This is a genomic window from Bradyrhizobium macuxiense (assembly GCF_001542415.1).
GTDB lineage: Bacteria > Pseudomonadota > Alphaproteobacteria > Rhizobiales > Xanthobacteraceae > Bradyrhizobium > Bradyrhizobium macuxiense.
The window spans coordinates 79,406-97,146 of the sequence record NZ_LNCU01000106.1 but is presented as its reverse complement, the minus strand read 5'-3'; the positions used below and the strand labels follow the sequence as shown (position 1 = coordinate 97,146).

Annotated in this window: 15 protein-coding genes, 1 tRNA gene and 1 pseudogene; 9 read left to right on the top strand and 8 right to left on the bottom strand. The window is 63.0% G+C overall.

Annotated features, from left to right (window positions below; genetic code table 11):
- Positions 1 to 51 precede the first annotated feature (51 nt).
- Complete coding sequence (locus AS156_RS31540) at positions 52 to 1,494, top strand: MATE family efflux transporter (protein WP_066513110.1); 1,443 nt, start codon at positions 52 to 54, stop codon at positions 1,492 to 1,494.
- Positions 1,495 to 1,686: 192 nt separating this feature from the next.
- Here AS156_RS31540 and AS156_RS31535 read toward each other — a convergent pair whose 3' ends face one another.
- The 5 genes and pseudogenes from AS156_RS31535 to AS156_RS31515 form a co-directional block, all read right to left on the bottom strand.
- Positions 1,687 to 2,103, bottom strand: coding sequence for an SRPBCC family protein (locus AS156_RS31535; RefSeq protein WP_066513108.1), 417 nt, complete (start codon positions 2,101 to 2,103; stop codon positions 1,687 to 1,689).
- A 137-nt stretch (positions 2,104 to 2,240) separates the two neighbouring features.
- A complete protein-coding gene (locus AS156_RS31530; RefSeq protein ID WP_066513106.1) occupies positions 2,241 to 2,600 on the bottom strand; it encodes a VOC family protein in 360 nt (119 codons plus the stop codon).
- A 54-nt stretch (positions 2,601 to 2,654) separates the two neighbouring features.
- A complete protein-coding gene (locus AS156_RS31525; protein ID WP_066513104.1) occupies positions 2,655 to 3,494 on the bottom strand; it encodes a helix-turn-helix domain-containing protein in 840 nt (279 codons plus the stop codon).
- 9 nt (positions 3,495 to 3,503) lie between these two features.
- Positions 3,504 to 3,754, bottom strand: a pseudogene (locus AS156_RS31520) (MGMT family protein); the annotation flags it as partial.
- A gap of 209 nt (positions 3,755 to 3,963) precedes the next feature.
- Positions 3,964 to 5,703: an adenylate/guanylate cyclase domain-containing protein gene (locus AS156_RS31515; RefSeq protein WP_136626528.1), complete on the bottom strand. Its 1,740-nt coding sequence runs from the start codon at positions 5,701 to 5,703 to the stop codon at positions 3,964 to 3,966.
- Between the two features lie 445 nt (positions 5,704 to 6,148).
- Here AS156_RS31515 and AS156_RS31510 point away from each other — a divergent pair.
- The 8 genes from AS156_RS31510 (at position 6,149) to AS156_RS31475 (ending at position 13,196) form a co-directional block, all read left to right on the top strand.
- Positions 6,149 to 6,222: transfer RNA gene (locus AS156_RS31510), tRNA-Gly, on the top strand.
- Between the two features lie 424 nt (positions 6,223 to 6,646).
- Positions 6,647 to 7,516 (top strand): sterol desaturase family protein, encoded by an 870-nt coding sequence (locus tag AS156_RS31505; protein ID WP_082747845.1) that lies wholly within the window; start codon positions 6,647 to 6,649, stop codon positions 7,514 to 7,516.
- 644 nt (positions 7,517 to 8,160) lie between these two features.
- Positions 8,161 to 8,448 (top strand): DUF5658 family protein, encoded by a 288-nt coding sequence (locus AS156_RS31500; RefSeq protein ID WP_245313160.1) that lies wholly within the window; start codon positions 8,161 to 8,163, stop codon positions 8,446 to 8,448.
- A 153-nt stretch (positions 8,449 to 8,601) separates the two neighbouring features.
- Positions 8,602 to 9,483: a sterol desaturase family protein gene (locus AS156_RS31495; RefSeq protein ID WP_245313159.1), complete on the top strand. Its 882-nt coding sequence runs from the start codon at positions 8,602 to 8,604 to the stop codon at positions 9,481 to 9,483.
- A gap of 143 nt (positions 9,484 to 9,626) precedes the next feature.
- A complete protein-coding gene (locus tag AS156_RS31490; RefSeq protein ID WP_066513103.1) occupies positions 9,627 to 10,793 on the top strand; it encodes an NADH:flavin oxidoreductase/NADH oxidase in 1,167 nt (388 codons plus the stop codon).
- A gap of 22 nt (positions 10,794 to 10,815) precedes the next feature.
- Complete coding sequence (locus tag AS156_RS31485; RefSeq protein ID WP_066513101.1) at positions 10,816 to 11,745, top strand: dihydrodipicolinate synthase family protein; 930 nt, start codon at positions 10,816 to 10,818, stop codon at positions 11,743 to 11,745.
- Positions 11,746 to 11,891: 146 nt separating this feature from the next.
- Positions 11,892 to 12,995, top strand: coding sequence for a hypothetical protein (locus tag AS156_RS31480; protein ID WP_066513099.1), 1,104 nt, complete (start codon positions 11,892 to 11,894; stop codon positions 12,993 to 12,995).
- 12 nt (positions 12,996 to 13,007) lie between these two features.
- Positions 13,008 to 13,196, top strand: coding sequence for a hypothetical protein (locus AS156_RS31475; protein ID WP_160331172.1), 189 nt, complete (start codon positions 13,008 to 13,010; stop codon positions 13,194 to 13,196).
- A 338-nt stretch (positions 13,197 to 13,534) separates the two neighbouring features.
- On the opposite strand, the gene AS156_RS31470 is transcribed toward AS156_RS31475, so the two are convergent.
- The 3 genes from AS156_RS31470 to AS156_RS31460 are packed head-to-tail and all read right to left on the bottom strand — an operon-like array spanning position 13,535 to position 17,724.
- Positions 13,535 to 14,725: a DUF445 domain-containing protein gene (locus AS156_RS31470; protein ID WP_066513096.1), complete on the bottom strand. Its 1,191-nt coding sequence runs from the start codon at positions 14,723 to 14,725 to the stop codon at positions 13,535 to 13,537.
- A 60-nt stretch (positions 14,726 to 14,785) separates the two neighbouring features.
- Positions 14,786 to 15,634: an EcsC family protein gene (locus AS156_RS31465; RefSeq protein ID WP_066513095.1), complete on the bottom strand. Its 849-nt coding sequence runs from the start codon at positions 15,632 to 15,634 to the stop codon at positions 14,786 to 14,788.
- The gene (locus AS156_RS31460) at positions 15,631 to 17,724 is read right to left on the bottom strand and encodes a heavy metal translocating P-type ATPase (protein WP_245313158.1); all 2,094 of its coding nucleotides are present in this window, start codon (positions 17,722 to 17,724) and stop codon (positions 15,631 to 15,633) included. The genes AS156_RS31465 and AS156_RS31460 overlap by 4 nt, the downstream gene beginning before the upstream one ends.
- Positions 17,725 to 17,741 lie beyond the last annotated feature (17 nt).

Sequence of the window (17,741 nt, the reverse complement as noted above, 5' to 3'; positions counted from 1 at the left end):
CCTTTCGCCAAACCGCATACACTTTGGCGGGTCATGCGCCGAGGAGTCGAAATGTCCGATCTCGGCCTTGCCGAAATACCTGTCGATGAAGACGAGCGTCCGCTGCCGCCGCCGGTGACGAGGCCGGCGCGCAACGCGTTGCTCGACGGGCCGATCCTGCGCACGCTGCTGTGGCTCGCCTGGCCGAACGTGATCGCGCTGTCCGCCGGGACCTGCGTGGTGATCGCGGAGACCTCCTATATCGGCCGGCTCGGCGTCGAGTCGCTCGCGGCGATGGCGCTGGTGTTTCCCTGCGTCATCCTCACCATGACGATGTCGGGCGGCGCGATGGGCGGCGGCGTTGCATCCTCGATCGCACGTGCGCTCGGCGCTGGAGATACCGAGCGCGCCTCGACGCTTGCGGCACACGCGCTGCTGATCGGGTTGACTTTTGGCGTCACGTTCATGCTGGGCATGCTGATCTTCGGTCCGCGCCTGCTCGAATTGCTCGGCGGCCGCGGCAATGTGCTGGCGCAGGCGATCGCCTATTCGCAGGTCTTCTTCGGTGGCGCGATCCTGCCCTGGATCATGAACACCATGGCCGGCATCCTGCGCGGCACCGGCAACATGAAACTGCCCTCCACGATGATCCTGTCGTCGGCGGTCTGGCAGATCATGCTGGGCGGCACGCTCGGGCTCGGCCTCGGTCCGGTGCCGCAATTCGGCATGCGCGGCGTCGCCGCGGGCGCGCTGATCGCCTATTCGATCAGCATCAGCGTGATGGGCTGGTACCTGTTCTCCGGCCGCGCCCGCGTCAAGCCGAAGCTCAACGGGCTGCGCGTGCAATGGGTGATGTTCATCGACATCCTCAAGGTCGGTGCCGTCTCCTGCTTCTCGCCACTACAGTCGGTGCTGACGATCTCGATCTTCACCCACATGCTGGCGCAGTTCGGCACCGCGGTGCTCGCCGGCTACGGCATCGGCGCGCGGCTCGAATTCATGCTGACCTCGGTGGCCTTCGCCGTCGGCATCGCATCGGTACCGATGATCGGTATGGCTGTGGGCGCCGAGCGCGTCGCGCGCGCCCGGCGCATCGCATGGACCGCCGGCACATTGTCGTTCCTCTCGGTCGGAGTGGTCGGCAGCTTCATCGCCGTCTTCCCGGACCTCTGGGTCAATCTCTTCACCGACGATCCGCATGTGCGGAGCACCAGCCATCAATATCTCTCGACGGCCGCGCCGATGTACGCCTTCATCGGCCTTGCGATGTCGATGTATTTTTCCTCGCAAGGGGCGGCCAAGGTGCTGGGTCCGGTGCTGGCGCAGACCGCAAGGCTGATCTTCATCGGCAGCGGCGGCTGGTGGCTGACGACGCATGAGGCGACTGCACAGAACTTCTTCGCGCTCGCCGCCGCATCGATGGGTGTGCTCGGCGTGCTCTCCTGCCTCAGTGTGATCCTGACGCGCTGGGGCAAGACAGCGCCGATCGCCAAGGTGCAGCCGGCGCTGTCCTGAGCTCTCGCTCCGCGGCCAACCAGCCCCTCTCCCCGTCATCCTGAGCAGCGCGGCACGCGCGTCTCGAAGGATCGACGGCCCTGGTGCTTCGGCGTGTGTTCGTGGAAGCAGCCGGGCCGTCGCCCTCCGAGACGGCCGCTTTGCGGCCTCCTCAGGGTGACGGTCATGATTTGATTGCGCGGCTGGTGTGCGTCACACCGCGCTCATCTCCCTTGCGGATCGGGCCAGCGCCGCTTGCATCGCGGCCGCGCCCAGATCCATCTGCGCGTCCATATAGGGCGCGATCTCGTGCGGCAGCACATCGGCGATCCACACCACGCGGCAGCGCGTCTCGCCCTCGGCAAACACCTGCACCGAAGCCGAGTGTTGTTTCAGGCGTTCGCTGCTGATCGCATAGACCAGCCGCTGCCGCGCGTCGTCGCAATCGACCAGCGTCTCGTGCGCTACCGTGCCATTGGCGAAGCTGACGATGCGGACTTCGCCCTCGAGCCTGGTGTCGGTGACGAAGCCCGGCACCAGCCGCGTGTGCAGCGCGCCGAAATCGCGCAGCGCGTCCCAGACATGGTCGGCCGGCGCGTCGATCGGAATCTTCTTGTGAATGGAAGCCATGGGTTGGGGTCCTTTTCGCAATTCGGAAGGTCGTCATTGCGAGGAGCGAAGCGACGAAGCAATCCATCGTTCCGCATACGCGGCGGGGTGGATTGCTTCGCTTCGCTCGCAATGACGTCGGAGTTTGCGGTGTGTGCTCAGGTGTGCACCGCCTCGACATTGTTGCCGTCCGGGTCGATCAGGAATGCTGCATAGTAGGTCGGGCTATAGTCCTTGCGATGGTCCGCGGCGCCATTGTCCTTGCCGCCGGCGTTCATGCCTTCGCTGTGAAATTTTTTGATCGCTTCGTGGCTCGGAGCGCGGAAGGCGACGTGCGCGCCGCCCTGGGCCTTGCCCTTGTGCAGATGCAGCCAGAGCGCCGGCTCGCCCTTCGGGCCGAAGCCGGCGCCGCTGTCGTCGCGCGAGCAGAGCACGAAGCCGAGCGGCGCCAGCGCTGCAGTGTAGAAGCGCACGCTGGCGTCGAGATCGGCGACACGCAGTCCGATATGGTCGTACATGATGGTCTCCAGATGATGGGCGCGTCGGCGACGCGCGGCCTGGAGAAACCCTAGCTACTGCAGCGCAAGACGTTCTTGGAGAATCTTGCGGTCGCCCCGGGAGGCCTGGCGAAACTTCAGGGGGGAGGCGCCGGCGGCGCGGTGGAAGCTGCGCACGAAATTGGAGAGATCACCGAAGCCAACGTCATAGGCGATATCGGTGATCGGGCTGTCGTCGTCGGCAAGCCGGCGGGCCGCATGGCGCAGGCGCGAACGCACGAGATATTGATGCGGGGTGACGCCGAGCACGGCTGAGAACAGCCGCAGGAAATGGAACGTGCTGAGACCGGCCTGCTTCGCTGCATCATCGAGATCGATGGCGCGGTGAGAATTGGCATCGATCCACAGCGCGGCCTCGACTGCACGGCGGCGGTCCCGCAGGCCGGCGGTGAGAGGCTTTGACTTGCGGTCGGTCACGATCTCGACAAGGCGGCTGGCCAGGAGATGTCCGATCTCGTCCAGGCCGACATCGCTGTTGCCACCTGCCGCCGTTTGCGCGAGCTCGCCCAGCACCATCAGTTCCGGCAGCGGCGGCACGGAGCCGACCTGCCAGACCGTGGCGTGATCGCCGATCGTTTCCACCAGCTCAGGGTCGAGGAAGAATGACAGGCACTCGTCGCCGACCACGTGATCGTGGGTGCAGGTGTATTCGTCGCCGGGATGGCCGACCAGCACCGATCCCGCCACCAGCTCGTGGAAGCGGCCACGGCAATGGCAGCCGAAGCTGCCCTTGCGCACATAGGATATCGAGTGGCAGGCGAATTCCTCGGCGAACGGCTTGTCGCCGGGCTCCGCCGTGCAGCGAAACTCGTTCACGGTGATGCGATCGCGCTGCAGCAGCGTGGAGCGGTTCATACCCTGAATTTAAGGATGGGGCCGCGGCGGCGCAACGGACAGCAGGACGTCGAACAGTTCGCGGTCGGGTGTCCGCCCTCGATCGAAAGCAACCGCCGCTTGGAGATGCTGCCGCCGTTCGGCGAAATCCGATCGGCATAATGGCCTGCTTCCAGCACGCGATGGCAGGGCACGATGATCATGAAGGGATTGCGGCCGATCGCCTGGGCCATCGAATGGACTGCGCCGGAGGCGCGCAAGGCGCTTGCTACCTCGTCATAGATGGGCGATCTCCCTGCGGAGTATTCACGGCGCAGCTGCGCCAGTGTCGGCAACGGCGACGCCGCCGTTCACCATCGATGACGTATTAGTGCGGCTCGANTAACGGCGGGTGACGCCCAGCCGATGAATGCGCGCTTGATCCCTTGCCTCGGCCCGGGCTATGGTCCAGCAGGCCTCGTGTCACATTGTCGGCATGGGCGAGCGCGGCTTACTCGGGCAACCCCGCTTTCCGAAGGCCCTCAATCAAAAGCTTCGCGTTTGATTGCCCGCCCCGAGCGATCCACGCAGATGTTGTAAAGGCGGGATCGAGCTCAAGCAGACGCGCCGCCGCCTCACGCGCCTCAGCGTCACGTCCGAGATGGGCGAAAGCGGACGCGAGAAAACGGTAAGTTCCCGGATAGGAGGGATGCTGACGAAGGGCTTTCCTCCCTACGACGATCGCCTCTTCAAAGCGACGAAGCTCAATAAAGGCAAACCCCATCCCAGCGAACACCATCAGCGGATCTACCGGACTCATGCGGATGGCACGTTCAAAGCTCCGAATCGCTTCCTCCGGCAGCCCCGCAATTCTATAGACCCAGCCTCTGGCGTTCCATGCGAGATATGAATTTGGATTGAGCGCGACCGCCCGGTCAGCCATTTCAATCGCACTTTCATGATCGCCGACCATCCACGCCCAGATTGGGCCAGCCCGCGCCAAAATGTCTGGATCGCTGTCGTCGACGCTCAATGCCAGGCGAACAAGCCGAACTGCTTCCTTCCTCTCGAATTGAGGATCGCTCGCATAGCCTGAAAGGACGTTTTGCACGTGACAGGCACTTGCCAGAGCAGCGGCCAAACCATACCGAGGCTCAAGCTCCAAGGCGCGGTGAGCCAGCCGGAGCGCTTCGGCCAAACTCTCGCGGGTTATCAAATACCACTGCTGTGTGGCTCGGAGATAAAAATCATACGCGCTGAGGTTCTCTGGTCGCCGCCGCGTCGCAATTGCAAGTTCTGTTTCAAACAATTTTGGCTGGATGGCAGAGACAACGGCGACCGTAACTTCGTCCTGAAGCGCGAAAACGTCGGTCAGGTCACGCTCGAACCTATCCGCCCAAATGTGGGCGCCTGTCACAGCATCAACCAACTGCCCCGCGATGCGAACTTTCACCGACGCCTTGCGCACAGACCCCTCAAGGACATAGCGCACGCCAAGCCTGCGCCCAACTTCCTTGATATCGACCGCTCGACCCTTGAACGTGAAGCTCGAATTGCGGGCGATCACGAACAACCATTTGAACCGGGAAAGCGCGGTGATGATCTCCTCGACCATCCCATCCGCAAAATACTCCTGCTCGGAATCGCCGCTCATGTTCTCAAACGGCAGCACAGCGATAGACGGTTTGTCTGGGAGTGTAGGGGCCTCACCCAACTTCTCGATCGGCGCGCTATGCGTTCCCGCGCGGACAGCGTAAGCGCGGACCGGCTTGGAGATGTTCTTGAGCTGCGGCTCGCCGCGATCCTCGAAGCCAACATCCAGCTTGCCTTCGACTTCGCTGTAGACCTTTTCGGAAATCAGGATGCCGCCCGGATCGGCGATCCCCTCCAGTCGGACAGCAACGTTAGTCCCATCGCCGTAGAGGTCACCGTCCTGCCCAACGATGACGTCACCAAGGTTGAGCCCGATACGCAACCTTAGAGGACTGCCGCTCGAAGCGAGGTGATCCTGCATCTCTACTGCGCATCTCATGGCCGCCAGCGGACTCGCGAACTCGGCGAGCGCGCCATCACCCGTTGTCTTGATAAGTCGCCCTTCGTGGCGGGAGAGGCTAGGCTCGATCAGTTCTCGCTTGAGCCGCTCGAATTCGGCGTAGGTGGCTTCCTCGTCGCGTTCCATGAGCGCGGAATAGCCGACCACGTCGGCGGCCAAGATCGCCGCTAACCGCCTTTGAACCCGCTGCTCTGTCACAGCGCCCTCCAAACGAACAGACTACGACGCCGGGCGGACAAAGAGAAGTTTAACACTTTGCTGCCGACCTGTGAGAGGTAATCGGGGGAGCCCTGTTTGCCCCTGGCGGCATTTGCCAGGCCGATGGGATGGGCTGCGTTCGGGGCCGCGAACAACTTCGTGCATAACGCTAGCCAGGGGTACCGAAGATTAACGGCAAACGGCGTTAATGACCGGTCAGGGTCATTTTCGACGACTCCACGGGATTGTCAGACCGGGCTGACGTCCGCTTCAGTCCAATCGCGCTCGTGCGCCGAACCGATGCAGCGGTGCGCGCATCTTGATCGCGGCGCGCTTTCCTCTATGGTGTGGTGGGTCGTCGGCCTGCCACCAAAGTGGCACCAAATTGGATTGAAATAACAAGGCCGAAATGGTGCATAAGGTACTGATTTGCTTGTCGAGTCAGGCGGGCGTAGTTCAATGGTAGAACGGCAGCTTCCCAAGCTGCATACGAGGGTTCGATTCCCTTCGCCCGCTCCAAAATTGGCGACCTGTCGCGCGCATTTGCCGGTCCGACATTGATCCGGACCTTCTTCGCACTTCCCGATCCGATTTGTCGCCCTTGGCGAGTTCGCACGGTTTGAACATGCGCTTGCCAGCTACGATCGGGCCGTTGCGTTGAGGCCCAAGTGTGTGGGGCGGCAATCGCGGCCAAGCTCGTACAGGCCTCCAACGCCTCGAAGACGCGTTTGACGTTTACGATGGCGCGGTCGCGCTGAAGCCCGAATGGGAGAAGCGAAGGGATGCGCCTTTGTGCAAGGCGCTCTGCGACCCCTCGCGACTTCAGGACGCTTCATGGCCGCGGATCTGTTTTCCGATCAGGCAACGGCTAAACCCCGTAAAAACCCTTGCTTGCCGTCGCCCGGAGGTTGGGAAACAATTGATTTTTATTTATGGCGATTGAATGCTCCCATCACCTCTCATCTCGCATGAGGTTGCCACCGCCGTTTTTTACGCAGCGGTGTATCTGGGAATCGTCTACAGCACCCGCATCCTGGAGAAGAGATGGCCGATCGCGGATGTGCCCCACTCCGAGTATCGTGACGATTGGCTGGCGGTTATTGTCAGTCTCGGGTTGGAAAACCTGCTTGCTCCGATAGCGGCAATCAGCGTCGGTGCGATTGCGAGCTACACCGGACTTGGCTGGATCAAGTTACCCACTGAAGGCTACTGGTGGTACGCTTCGCTCGCGTTCGTCGTGGTGGCGCTGGATCTCTACAAGTACACATTCCATCGTCTTCAGCACGCGATCCCGTTCCTGTGGGCGATGCATTCGTTCCATCACAGCGCGAATGCCGTTACGTTCATTACCGGTGCTCGCCACTATTGGCTTGAGAGGTTTCTGAGCGACGCCTTTCTTCCAATTCTGGCAATCCTGTTTCGGATCCCGCCGGATATGTTGATGGTCGCGGGCTTTATCTTCTTCGTCCCCGATGCTTGTGCTCACCTGAATGTCCGGATGCCGCTTGGCCGGTTCGTGACGTGGCTCAACAATCCGCAATGGCATCGCATCCATCATTCAGTCCAGATGGAGCATCGGGACAAGAACTTCGCCGCCTTCTTTCCGCTGCTGGATATTCTGTTCGGCACGGCGTGGGTGCCGAGACCGGATGAGTATCCCGCAACAGGGCTTGTGCCGGCTGAGCGGGTCGACATCATAAACAGCGTCATCTGGCCGATCCGGCATCTTCGGCGCCGAGTATCCAAAAGCGCATCGGGTCAGGACGCTCCGGGTGCTCTTGAGCCCGTCGGACCCGTTCGCATGAACGATTAACGACTCAGCTTTACTCCAACCGGCATGATGTTGCGTTCGCTGAGCAGGTTGTTGTTTCGAGGTGGGTTGAGCGTGGCGATCGGGAGCCTGACGGCCCTGTGTATCGCCGGTACTCTCTACTTGGCTGCAACGCACTTTCGACCCGAAAGGAAAGCCATGGCAGAGGCCGTGGCAAAGCCGTCGGGCTGCATGCCAAGTCGCTGCCGGGCGAAGCCGGCCAACGGCCGATGAGGCCTTCATCTCGGGCCGATCCCGCACACGAAATCGGCGCGGCGGTGCTGGCTTCGCACGCGACCGAGCCCGGCCCGGCTCGTAACCACAAATGCCTTTTGAGGCCGCCCCGGCGGCCAAAAAGTAGCGGATCTTGATGAGTTTATTGAGCTTTCGACCTACTGGTGAGCCCGGCTTGCGCTCGCCCGGGCTTGAGGAAAAATAAAGCTTTTTCGCCTAAACAACCCGCAAGTGGCATTGCCATCATCACTCAGTCATTTGATTCGCCGTTCTTTTTTCCCGATTTTGGGCATTCCGTTCAACGCGGCGGAGGGCCATGACCGGGCAAGTATCCCGCAACAGGACTTGTACCTGCGAAACCAATGGACATCATAAATAATAGATCGAGCCAGTCCGGCATCGGGGGTCTAAAAATGAATTGGGTCAAGGCACTATTGGTGCTCTCCTGCCTGTTACTGGGTTACGCGGACCTCGTCACGACGGATGAGATCCTGCATCTCGGATTGGGCGAGTTGAACCCGTTCATGCAGCTGGCCCAGGCATGGTTCGGTGTTTGGTGGCTTGTTCCCAAGCTGGGTTTGACGTTTGTCGTGATGTGGCTGCTCTGGCGCAGCAACAACGTCTACAACATCGCTCTTGTGGTGGCTTTCTGCTCGACGCCTGTGCTGAACAACCTCCTGCTCATCGCGGGCACGAACTGAACCAATCACGTTTCTCGTTGCGGCAACTGGCTGCTCGGCGGTGCTTGTCGCAAGAACGCCGGTTAACGCTCCCATAGCATGGGTTTCCCTTCCTATTGACCCCATGAGGGGTCGAGGTGGTAGGCTTCCGCCATTTTCAAGGCGGCCAATTGCATGGACGGGCTATTTGGGCTGAAGCAATTATTGCTGACGTTTTTGATCTTCGTGCCGATCGAGCGACTATTTGCTGCGCGGCCTCAGAAGATCTTCAGGCATGGCCTGCTGACCGATATGGCCTTCCTGTTTCTCAACGGATGGTTGGTGCTGGTCGGCCAGCTCGCCATCATCGCGGCAGCCATTCTGGTCAATCAATCGGTCCTGCCGTCGGCAGTGAAGCAGACGATCAATGATCTTCCGTATCTGGTCCAGGTGCCGCTCGTGATCGTGATCGGGGACCTCGGAGTCTACTGGGCGCACCGTACCCTGCACGTCGTGCCCGCCATGTGGCACATCCATGCCGTTCATCACGCTGTCGAAGAACTGGACTGGCTCGCCGCCGTTCACCAGCACCCGCTCGACTTGATCGTCATGAAGGCCGGCTCGCTGTTTCCGCTCTTCGCGCTCGGCTTCTCCGCGGAGGCGATCGGAACCTACTTCCTCGTCTACTACTGGCAGGCCTATCTCGTTCACGCCAACGTGCGCTTGAACTACGGCCCACTGCGTTACGTCCTGGTGTCGCCGGAATTTCACCACTGGCACCACAGCAGCGAGATCGAAGCCAGAGACAAGAACTATGCCGGGATATTCTCGTTCTACGATCTGCTGTTCGGAAGCGTCTATCTTCCCACAGGGCAGAAGCCGAAGACATTTGGCGTCGATAATCCGATGCCCACAAACTATCTGGCGCTTTTGGCCTACCCGTTTGTCACATGGTATCGAAGCATGGACGCGACGATCCGTCGGGCACCTGGCGTCCAAGGCGACGAGAGAGAGGTCCAGAAAACTCTGATCGATGACGCTCGGCTTCGGCGTCCGCCGCTCGACCTCTCCCGGTAGAGACGCGCCTTTTCGTCTAATTGTTCAGGTCTGGCGTGCATCCAGGTTCTATCGCCTGCGTCGTTGCGCGGCTTGCGATGGGGCAGCGGGCCGCCTAGCTTTGCCCCATCATTCCCCCCGCCAGCACGCTCCCGCAGGTTCTGATGTCGCAGCCGCTTCTGTTTCAGCCGATCACGCTTCGCGGCGTGACCTCCCGCAACCGCGTCCTGATTTCGCCGATGTGCCAGTATTCGGCCGTCGACGGTCTCGCCAATGACTGGCATCTCGTGCATCTCGGCAAATTCGCCCAGGGCGGTGCCGGGTTCGTGATGGTCGAGGCCGCCGCGGTCACGGCCGAGGGCCGCATCACCCACGGCGACGTCGGGATCTGGAATGACGAGCAGATCGCGCCGCTCGAGCGCATCGCCGCTTTCCTGAAGGACAACGGCGCCGTGCCGTCGATCCAGCTCGCACACGCCGGTCGCAAGGCCAGCATGCAGCGTCCGTGGTACGGCAACGCTGCCCTCGATGCGGCCGATCGTGCACGCGGCGATCTGCCGTGGCGGACGGTAGCGCCGAGCGCGATCCCGATGGAGGAAGGCTGGCTGATGCCGCACGCGCTCGAGGTGCACGAGCTCGCCGCGCTCAAGGAGCAATGGCGTCTTGCTACGTTGCGCGCGCTCGAGGCCGGGTTCGAGTTCATCGAGGTGCATTGTGCGCACGGCTATCTGCTGCATGAATTCCTGTCGCCGCTGTCGAACCGTCGGACCGACGCCTATGGCGGCGATCGCGCCGGGCGCATGCGCTATCCGCTCGAGATCATCGAAGCCGTGCGCGCGGCGTGGCCGGCGGAGCGGCCGCTGTCGGTGCGGATCTCCTCGGTCGATGGCGTCGATGGCGGCTTGCAGCTCGACGACCAGATCGCATTTGCCCGCGAAGCCAGGGCGCGCGGCGTCGATCTGATCGACTGCTCCTCCGGCGGCCTGCTCGGTTCCGCCACGGCGGCGCGGATTCCGCGCGGCTACGGATTCCAGGTGCCTTACGCGGCCGAGATCCGCCGCGCAGCCGATGTCTCAACCATTGCGGTCGGGCTGATCCTGCATCCGCAGCAGGCCGAGGACGTTCTGGTTAACGGTCATGCAGATATGATCGCGATCGGCCGAGAGGCGCTGTTCGATCCGAATTGGCCGCTGCATGCCGAGCTTGCGCTTGGCGGCGGAAGCGGCGAGATTTTCACCTCCTGGCCAAAGCAGTATGGCTGGTGGCTGGAACGGCGCGAGCCGGGCCTGCGCAGGCTCGAAGGGCCGCCGCTGCCGTTCCGCAAGGTGTGACAGATCGGAAACGAGGTTTTGCATGATGACTCCGGCACAGCGTCCGTATCGCGGCGTCTTTCCCGTGGCGCCCACCATCTTCGACGCCAACGGCAATCTCGATCTCGGTGGCCAGCGGCGCTGTATCGATTTCATGATCGATGCCGGCTCGCACGGCATCTGCATCCTTGCCAATTTCTCCGAACAGTTCGTGCTGACCGATGCCGAGCGCGAGACAGTGATGCATGCGGTGCTGGAGCACGTCGCCAGCCGGATTCCCGTCATCGTCACGACGACGCATTTCTCCTCGGCAGTCTGTGCCGACCGCAGCCGCCAGGCGGAGGCCGCAGGTGCTGCGATGGTCATGATCATGCCGCCCTATCACGGTGCGACTTTCCGCGTGCCTGAGGGCGCCATCTATGAGTTCTATCGGGTGGTGTCCGACGCCATCGGCATTCCGATCATGATCCAGGATGCGCCGGTCGCGGGCACGCAGCTCTCGATCGATTTCCTGGCGCGGATGGCGAAGGAGCTCGCCAATGTCAGGTATTTCAAGATCGAAGTGCCGATGGCCGCAAACAAGCTGCGCGGGTTGATCGAGAAAGGCGGCAGCGTGATCGAGGGGCCCTGGGACGGAGAGGAGGCGATCACGCTGATGGCCGATCTCGACGCCGGCGCCACCGGGGCGATGACCGGCGGCGGCTATCCCGATGGCATCCGCCAGATCATGGATCCGTTCTTCGCGGGCCGTCGCGACGAGGCCATGCAGGCCTATGCGCGCTGGCTGCCGCTGATCAACTACGAGAATCGCCAATGCGGGCTGAGCGCCTGCAAGGTGCTGATGCGGGAAGGCGGCGTCATCAGGTCGGATATGGTGCGTCATCCGCTGCAGCCGCTGCATCCGGCGACGCGCGCCGGCCTGATCGAGATTGCGCGCCAGCTCGATCCGGTCGTGCTGCGCTGGGGCCGCTGATCGCGCCGTCCGGACGCCTCGGCCGGCACCATTGATGCCGGCCGCATTCACATAACTGTCAACAAGGGCATCTACCGTCCGCAGCCGGCGACGGCGGCGCGTTCCCGCGCGGGTAATCTGGATATGTCGGACCGGTCAGGTAACGGATGATCGATACCTTCCGGGTTGGCCCGTTTGCCATGCGCTACGGCCATTTCGTTCCACGGCTCTACAATTACTGCCGTTCGCTGGGCTTCGAGCGCCAGCGCATGCTGCCGTCACGTGCCTTTTGTTCCGATGAGAGCCAGGGTTATCCGGTGATGCTGCTGGCCCAGCACTTCGGAACGTTTCCGTTCGACCATGGCCGCGTCGGCGGCAAGGTCGCGATCAACCGCCACGGGCCTTACGCCCATCACGGCGAGGACCTGGTCATGATCCAGGCGAGCCATGTCGGCTACGATCCAGATGACGGCCGCTTCGGCGTCTATCAGCGCCATCGCACCGAGGGCTGCCGGTTCGGGGATTGCTGCGGAAAGCTTGGTGCCGTCCTGCACTGGTATCAGGACGAACACGCGCATGCCTGCCGCCAGGTGCAATGTGGCCGCCTCGGCGGCGAGCCGGTGTTCCAGATCGACAATCAGTATCTCGACGAAAATCGTCACGAAGGGCTGTTCCTCCGGCTCGATCGCATGGTCGGGACGCCGCTTCAGCCGCTGAAGGTGCTGAGCACATCAAAGATCTTCCGCGCCAGCCTGGCGATGCGCGAACGCCTTGGCGAGAACGGCTTTGGCGAAACGCTCGCGCCGATCGGTCCGGCGCTGTCCCCCGATCTGTTTCATTTCCGCCGCGCGCCTGCTGCCGGTGCCGAAGAGCATGACATTCTCGAAACCGCACTCGGTCCGGTGATGCCGCAACTGGTGACGTCGCCACATCCGGCACTGGATGCGGCGCGCTTCGTCACCCAGGCAGAGTTCGACCGCACCTATCGCAGCATCCTGCGCGAGCCGGCGTTTGCGACCAAGAATGTGCTCTTCGTCTCCGGCGTGAATATCGACGTGTCGCCGCGCGAGGCCTATCCGTTTCCGTTCACCAAATTCGTGCCATGGGCGGCCTATGCGCGCCTGCGCGACGGGCGTTCATTTCTGCTGGAGCAGGAACAACTGGTCGAGACATTGCGTCGGATGCCGGGCGAGAATCCGGACTGTCTGTCGTTCGACCAGACGATCGAACGGATGACCACAGCCCCGGAAATCCGCCTCCCGGCCGGTTGATGCGACATGACAATGCTTCCCGCCCTGCGTCAGCACACTCCTCCCGAACCTCGTCTCGAGCGGTTGAGCTTCGCAGACCGTGACGTCGGCCTGACCCGCCGCAGCTTCCTCCTTGGCTGCCTCGGGCTCGTCGCGGGTCAGGTGGCAAACGTGCTCGGCAGGCTCGAGCAGTTGCCGCTGCTTCGCATCCGCTTTCCATGATCGCGCCCAAAGGCGCGCGCCAAAGCGTGATGGGTTTAGATCGAGTCGGCGTCGCCAGGAATTCGGACGAGCACCTCTCCCCGGCGGGGAGAGGTCGATTTGCGTAGCAAATCGGGTGAGGGGCCGCGGCTCTAACGAGAGACCTTAAACCCTCACCCGGCGCTGCGCGCCGACCTCTCCCAAGGGAGAGGTGAATCTACTCCGCCGCTCCAACTCAACCAATTCCCATCACGCATTAGAGCGTTTTCAAGCGAAGTGGATACCGGTTCGCGTGAAGAAAACGCGTCAAAACAAGAATCTAGAGCTTCGGTTCTGATTCAATCAGAACCGAAATGGCTCTAGAACCACTTTGATACGGTGAAGATCAGGAGGCCGACGAGGCCTCCCACGACGGTTCCGTTGATCCGGATGAATTGCAGGTCGCGCCCGACCTGCAACTCGATACGCACGATCAGCGTTTCGGTGTCCCAGTTCTCGACCACCTTGCGGATGAAGGCCGCAATCTCCTGGCGCCGCGACGCCACGGCGCGCAACGCGGCGATGCGGAGCCAGCGATTGATCCGGTCGCGAAGGCCGGGATCGTCGCTGATCCGCGTGGCGACCGACATCAATGTCGTCTCGACCGCATCGGCGAGCATGGACGTCGTCGCGGGAGAGTTCAGCCGTGCCTCGATCGCCGGCCACATCGCGTCGATCTGCCGGATCAAGGCTGGATTGTCGAGCATACGCTGCTTCAACTCCTCGCCCTTGGCGAGATACTCGGGATCGGTCGCCAGCCGGTCGATCAGACGCTCGATCTCGGTCTTGAGCTCGATGCGCCATGGATGGTTCGGCTCGCGCATCTCCTCCAGCGTCTGGTTGACGCCATAGATCACCCGGTCGGCGACGATGCCGTCGACCCATTTCGGCACGAACCGATAGGAGCGCTGGGAGACCTTCTTCCGGATCGTTTCCTTGTTGTTGGCGAGCGCCGTGCTTGCCGAGGTGATCAACCGCTCGATCAGCGCTTGCGCGTCGCCATGCGCCCACAACAGCGCCAGCACGCGCGAGGCGAGCGGTGCCGCCGGAAGCGCCGCGATGCCCTGCAGGGTTAGGCGGGTCAGGTAGGCATTGACGTCATCGATCGGTGTGGCCTGCAGGGCCTGTTGCAAGGCCGAGATCGCGCGCTGCGCAGTGCTGCGGGCGTGCGACGGCCGCTCGATCCATTGCGCCGCCCATCCGGCGATGTCGACGTCGCGGATGCGGTCGCCGACCACGCGCGGCGACAGGAAGTTGTTGGCGATGAAGCGGCCCAGCGCGACCGCGATGCGTTGCTTGCTTTGCGGAACGATCGCGGTGTGCGGAATCGGGATGCCGAGCGGGTGGCGGAATAGCGCGACGACGGCGAACCAGTCGGCGCAGGCGCCGATCATGCCGGCTTCGGCGAAGGCGCGCGGATAGGACAGCCACGGCCAATGCGGCTGCGCCATCGAGGTCGCCACGAAGACCAGCAGCATGACGACGAGCAGGGCAGTGGCGAGGGTTCGCATTCGGCGAAGATCTCGCAGCCTGGTATCTTCACGCGGGAGCACGAAGGCGGGGTCCAATTGCTACCGAACGTCTGATGCGGACGCTGTGCCGCGCGTCAGCGGAAGCTGCGCTGCCATCACGGCATATTGCTGCCGCACGCCGGCGCTGCCGTGGACCCGCTCCAGCCTGCGCAGGGTGAAATGCCCTTTCGCAATTCTCTGGAAATGATCCATGAAGATGACGTTGACGGTGGCGCCACAGACGGCGCCGATCACGGGTACGGCGCCGGCGGCAACCTTGTCGGAGACCACCAGGCCGAACCGCGACACGATCTCGCCGACGAAGTTGGAGATGACGGGCGCGGAGGCGTCCACGGCACCCCGCTCAAGGATGAGGGCAGCCGCGTCGTTGGTGTATTTGCTGATCAGCGCACGTGCGGCGTAGTAGCCGACATCGACGCTCTCGCTCGTTCGCTTGGTGCCGTAGGCAAAGACCTCGAGGCAGGCGAGCCGCGCCTCGAGTTTCGACAAATCCTCGCCCTCGTGGCGGGCGATCTCGGCAATCGCGCGCAGCATCAGCGTCGTCGTCAGCGGCAGCTCGACCGCGAGCGCGCCGAGGCCGAACATGCCGCTCACGCCTCCGGTGACGCCGGCGAGGAACGACGAGAAACCGACGGCAGGCGACGGCGGCGCCTTCTCGTTGAGCGTGTCGACAGCGACGTCCAGCCCCTTCATGACCGCGGCGCGCACGAGCCCGCTGAGCTGGCGGTTGGCAGTCTTCGGCAGCAGGCTCAGGACCCGGTTGAGGGGAACGCCGGCATAGTCCGCGATCTTGGCTGCAAGGTTCGGGCTTTCGAGGGTCTTGACCGCGACTTGCAGTGCCGCGTGATCGCGTGGGGGGAGCAGGAGCTGGGTGGGGTCCTGGCTCATTGATACTGCAGGATTGGCCGTACGCCGTTGAGGCTCGCCAGGATCGCCGAGCCGTTGCTGATCAGCGCCGTCACTTCGGGCGTGATCAGGCCGCCGGGCAACGCCAATCCCAGCGCCAGCGTGTTGAGCGCGGCGACGATGGCGTAGTTCTGCTTGATGAGGCTGACCGCGCCTTGCGAGATCTCGACCGCATTGACGAGCTTCCACAGCGAGTCCTCCATCAGGATGACGTCGGCGGATTCGTGCGTGACCTCGGCGCCGTGCTTCATCGCGATCCCGACGTCGGCGAAGCTCAGGGCAGGAGAATCGTTGATGCCGTCACCGACCATGGCGACCCGGCGTCCCTTGCGTTGCAGCTCCTGGATCACATCGGCCTTGTCGGCCGGCAGCATGTCGGCGAAGTGCTCGGTCAGGCCGAGATTGCGGCAGACGGCGCGTGCGACGACGGCGTTGTCGCCGGTCAGCATGATGCTGTTCTTGATGCCGAGGCCATGCAGCCTCTGGATTACCTCACGGCTCTCGCCGCGGATCTCGTCGGAGTAGGGCACGAGGCCCGCGAGCTTGCCGTCCACCGCAATATAGAGGCTCGAATAGCCGCGCTCGTCGAGTGCGGCGCGATCATGGACCGCGGCATCGACCGAGATCTCGCTCTGGCGCATGAAGCGCTGGTTGCCGACATGGACGTAGTAGCCGTTGACCTGGCCTTCGACGCCGAGGCCGAGGCGATAGGTCGTCTCGTTGCATGGCGGGATATTGACGGCGAGCTGCCGTGCGCGTGTGCGCAGCGCCTCGGCGACCGGATGCTGCAGCTTGGTCTCGGCCGCCGCGGCGAGCCCGAGCAGGTGGTTCGGCGTGATGTACTTCTGATAGGAAAGGACATCGATGACCGCCGGCGTGCCGTGGGTGAGGGTGCCGGTCTTGTCGAACACCATCGTGTCGATCTCGGCCAGCTTCTCCATATGACCGCCGCTCTTGATGATCATGCCCTTTCGCGCGGCGAGCGTCATCGACGACAGCACCGAGGTCGGCGCGGCGACACGGATGCCGGTGCCGTAGTCGACGATCACCAGCGACAGGAAGCGATTGAAGTCGCCGGAGACCATGGCGGTGCCGGTGGCGAGCGCCAGAGTCGGTGTCACCAGCCGGTCGGCGAAACGCTCAGCGTGGTTCTGCATTCGCGTGTCGCCCATCGGCGCAGATTCGATCAGGCGCACGATCTGGCCCGCGGTGGTGGCCGTGCCGACGCGCAGCGCGCGCAAGGTGATCTGGCCCTCGCGGATGACAGTGGCGGCGAAGGCGGCTTCACCCTTGCCGCGATGCACCGGCAGGCCCTCGCCGGTGATGGTCTTCTGGTCGATGGTGGCGGAGCCTTCGATGATCTCGCCGTCGGCCGGGATCATTTCGCCCGGATACACCACGACGATGTGGCCATTCTGAAGTTCGGCGGCCGGAATCGACACGACCTCGCCGTCGCGCATCACCCAGGCGGTCTTCGACTGGAATTCCAGCAGCTCGTTGATGGCCTTCCGCGAGCCTGCCGCAGTCAGGTCGCGGATCCAGTCGCCGAGCTTGATCAGCCAGGTCACGATGCAGCCGGCCAGCGGATTGCCCTGCAGCACCGACGAGGTGATCGCCAGCGTGTCGAGCACATCGATGTTCAGCCGGCTCTCGTTCGTCCAGACCTTCCAGGCGCGCTTGGCGATCGGAATTGCGTTCCACAGCATCAGCGGCATGTTGATCGCCGTGATCATCGGATTGGCGCTGAATGCCATGAACAAAGACAGCGTCGGCAGCGTCAGCGGCGACCGCTTCGAGACCTCCGGCGTCGCAGCGCGTCGCGCGCCGCTCTCCTGCACGGCGCGGCTGCACAGCGCCTTCAGCTCGGCCAGGCTCATGCTCTTGAAGCTGTTCAGCAGCAACAGCAGCCTTTGCTCGTGAGCCGGATCGTATTCGAGGACGAGGCTCGCGCAATCATAGTTGATGCGCGCGCTCTTGATACCGTCCTGCGCCGACAGCCACGCCAGACAGGCTTCGCCAAGCCGGCGGTTCTGTCCAAGCGCGGGGATGCTCAGGCGAAGGCGCCCTGGCATGGAATGACGAAAGCAGA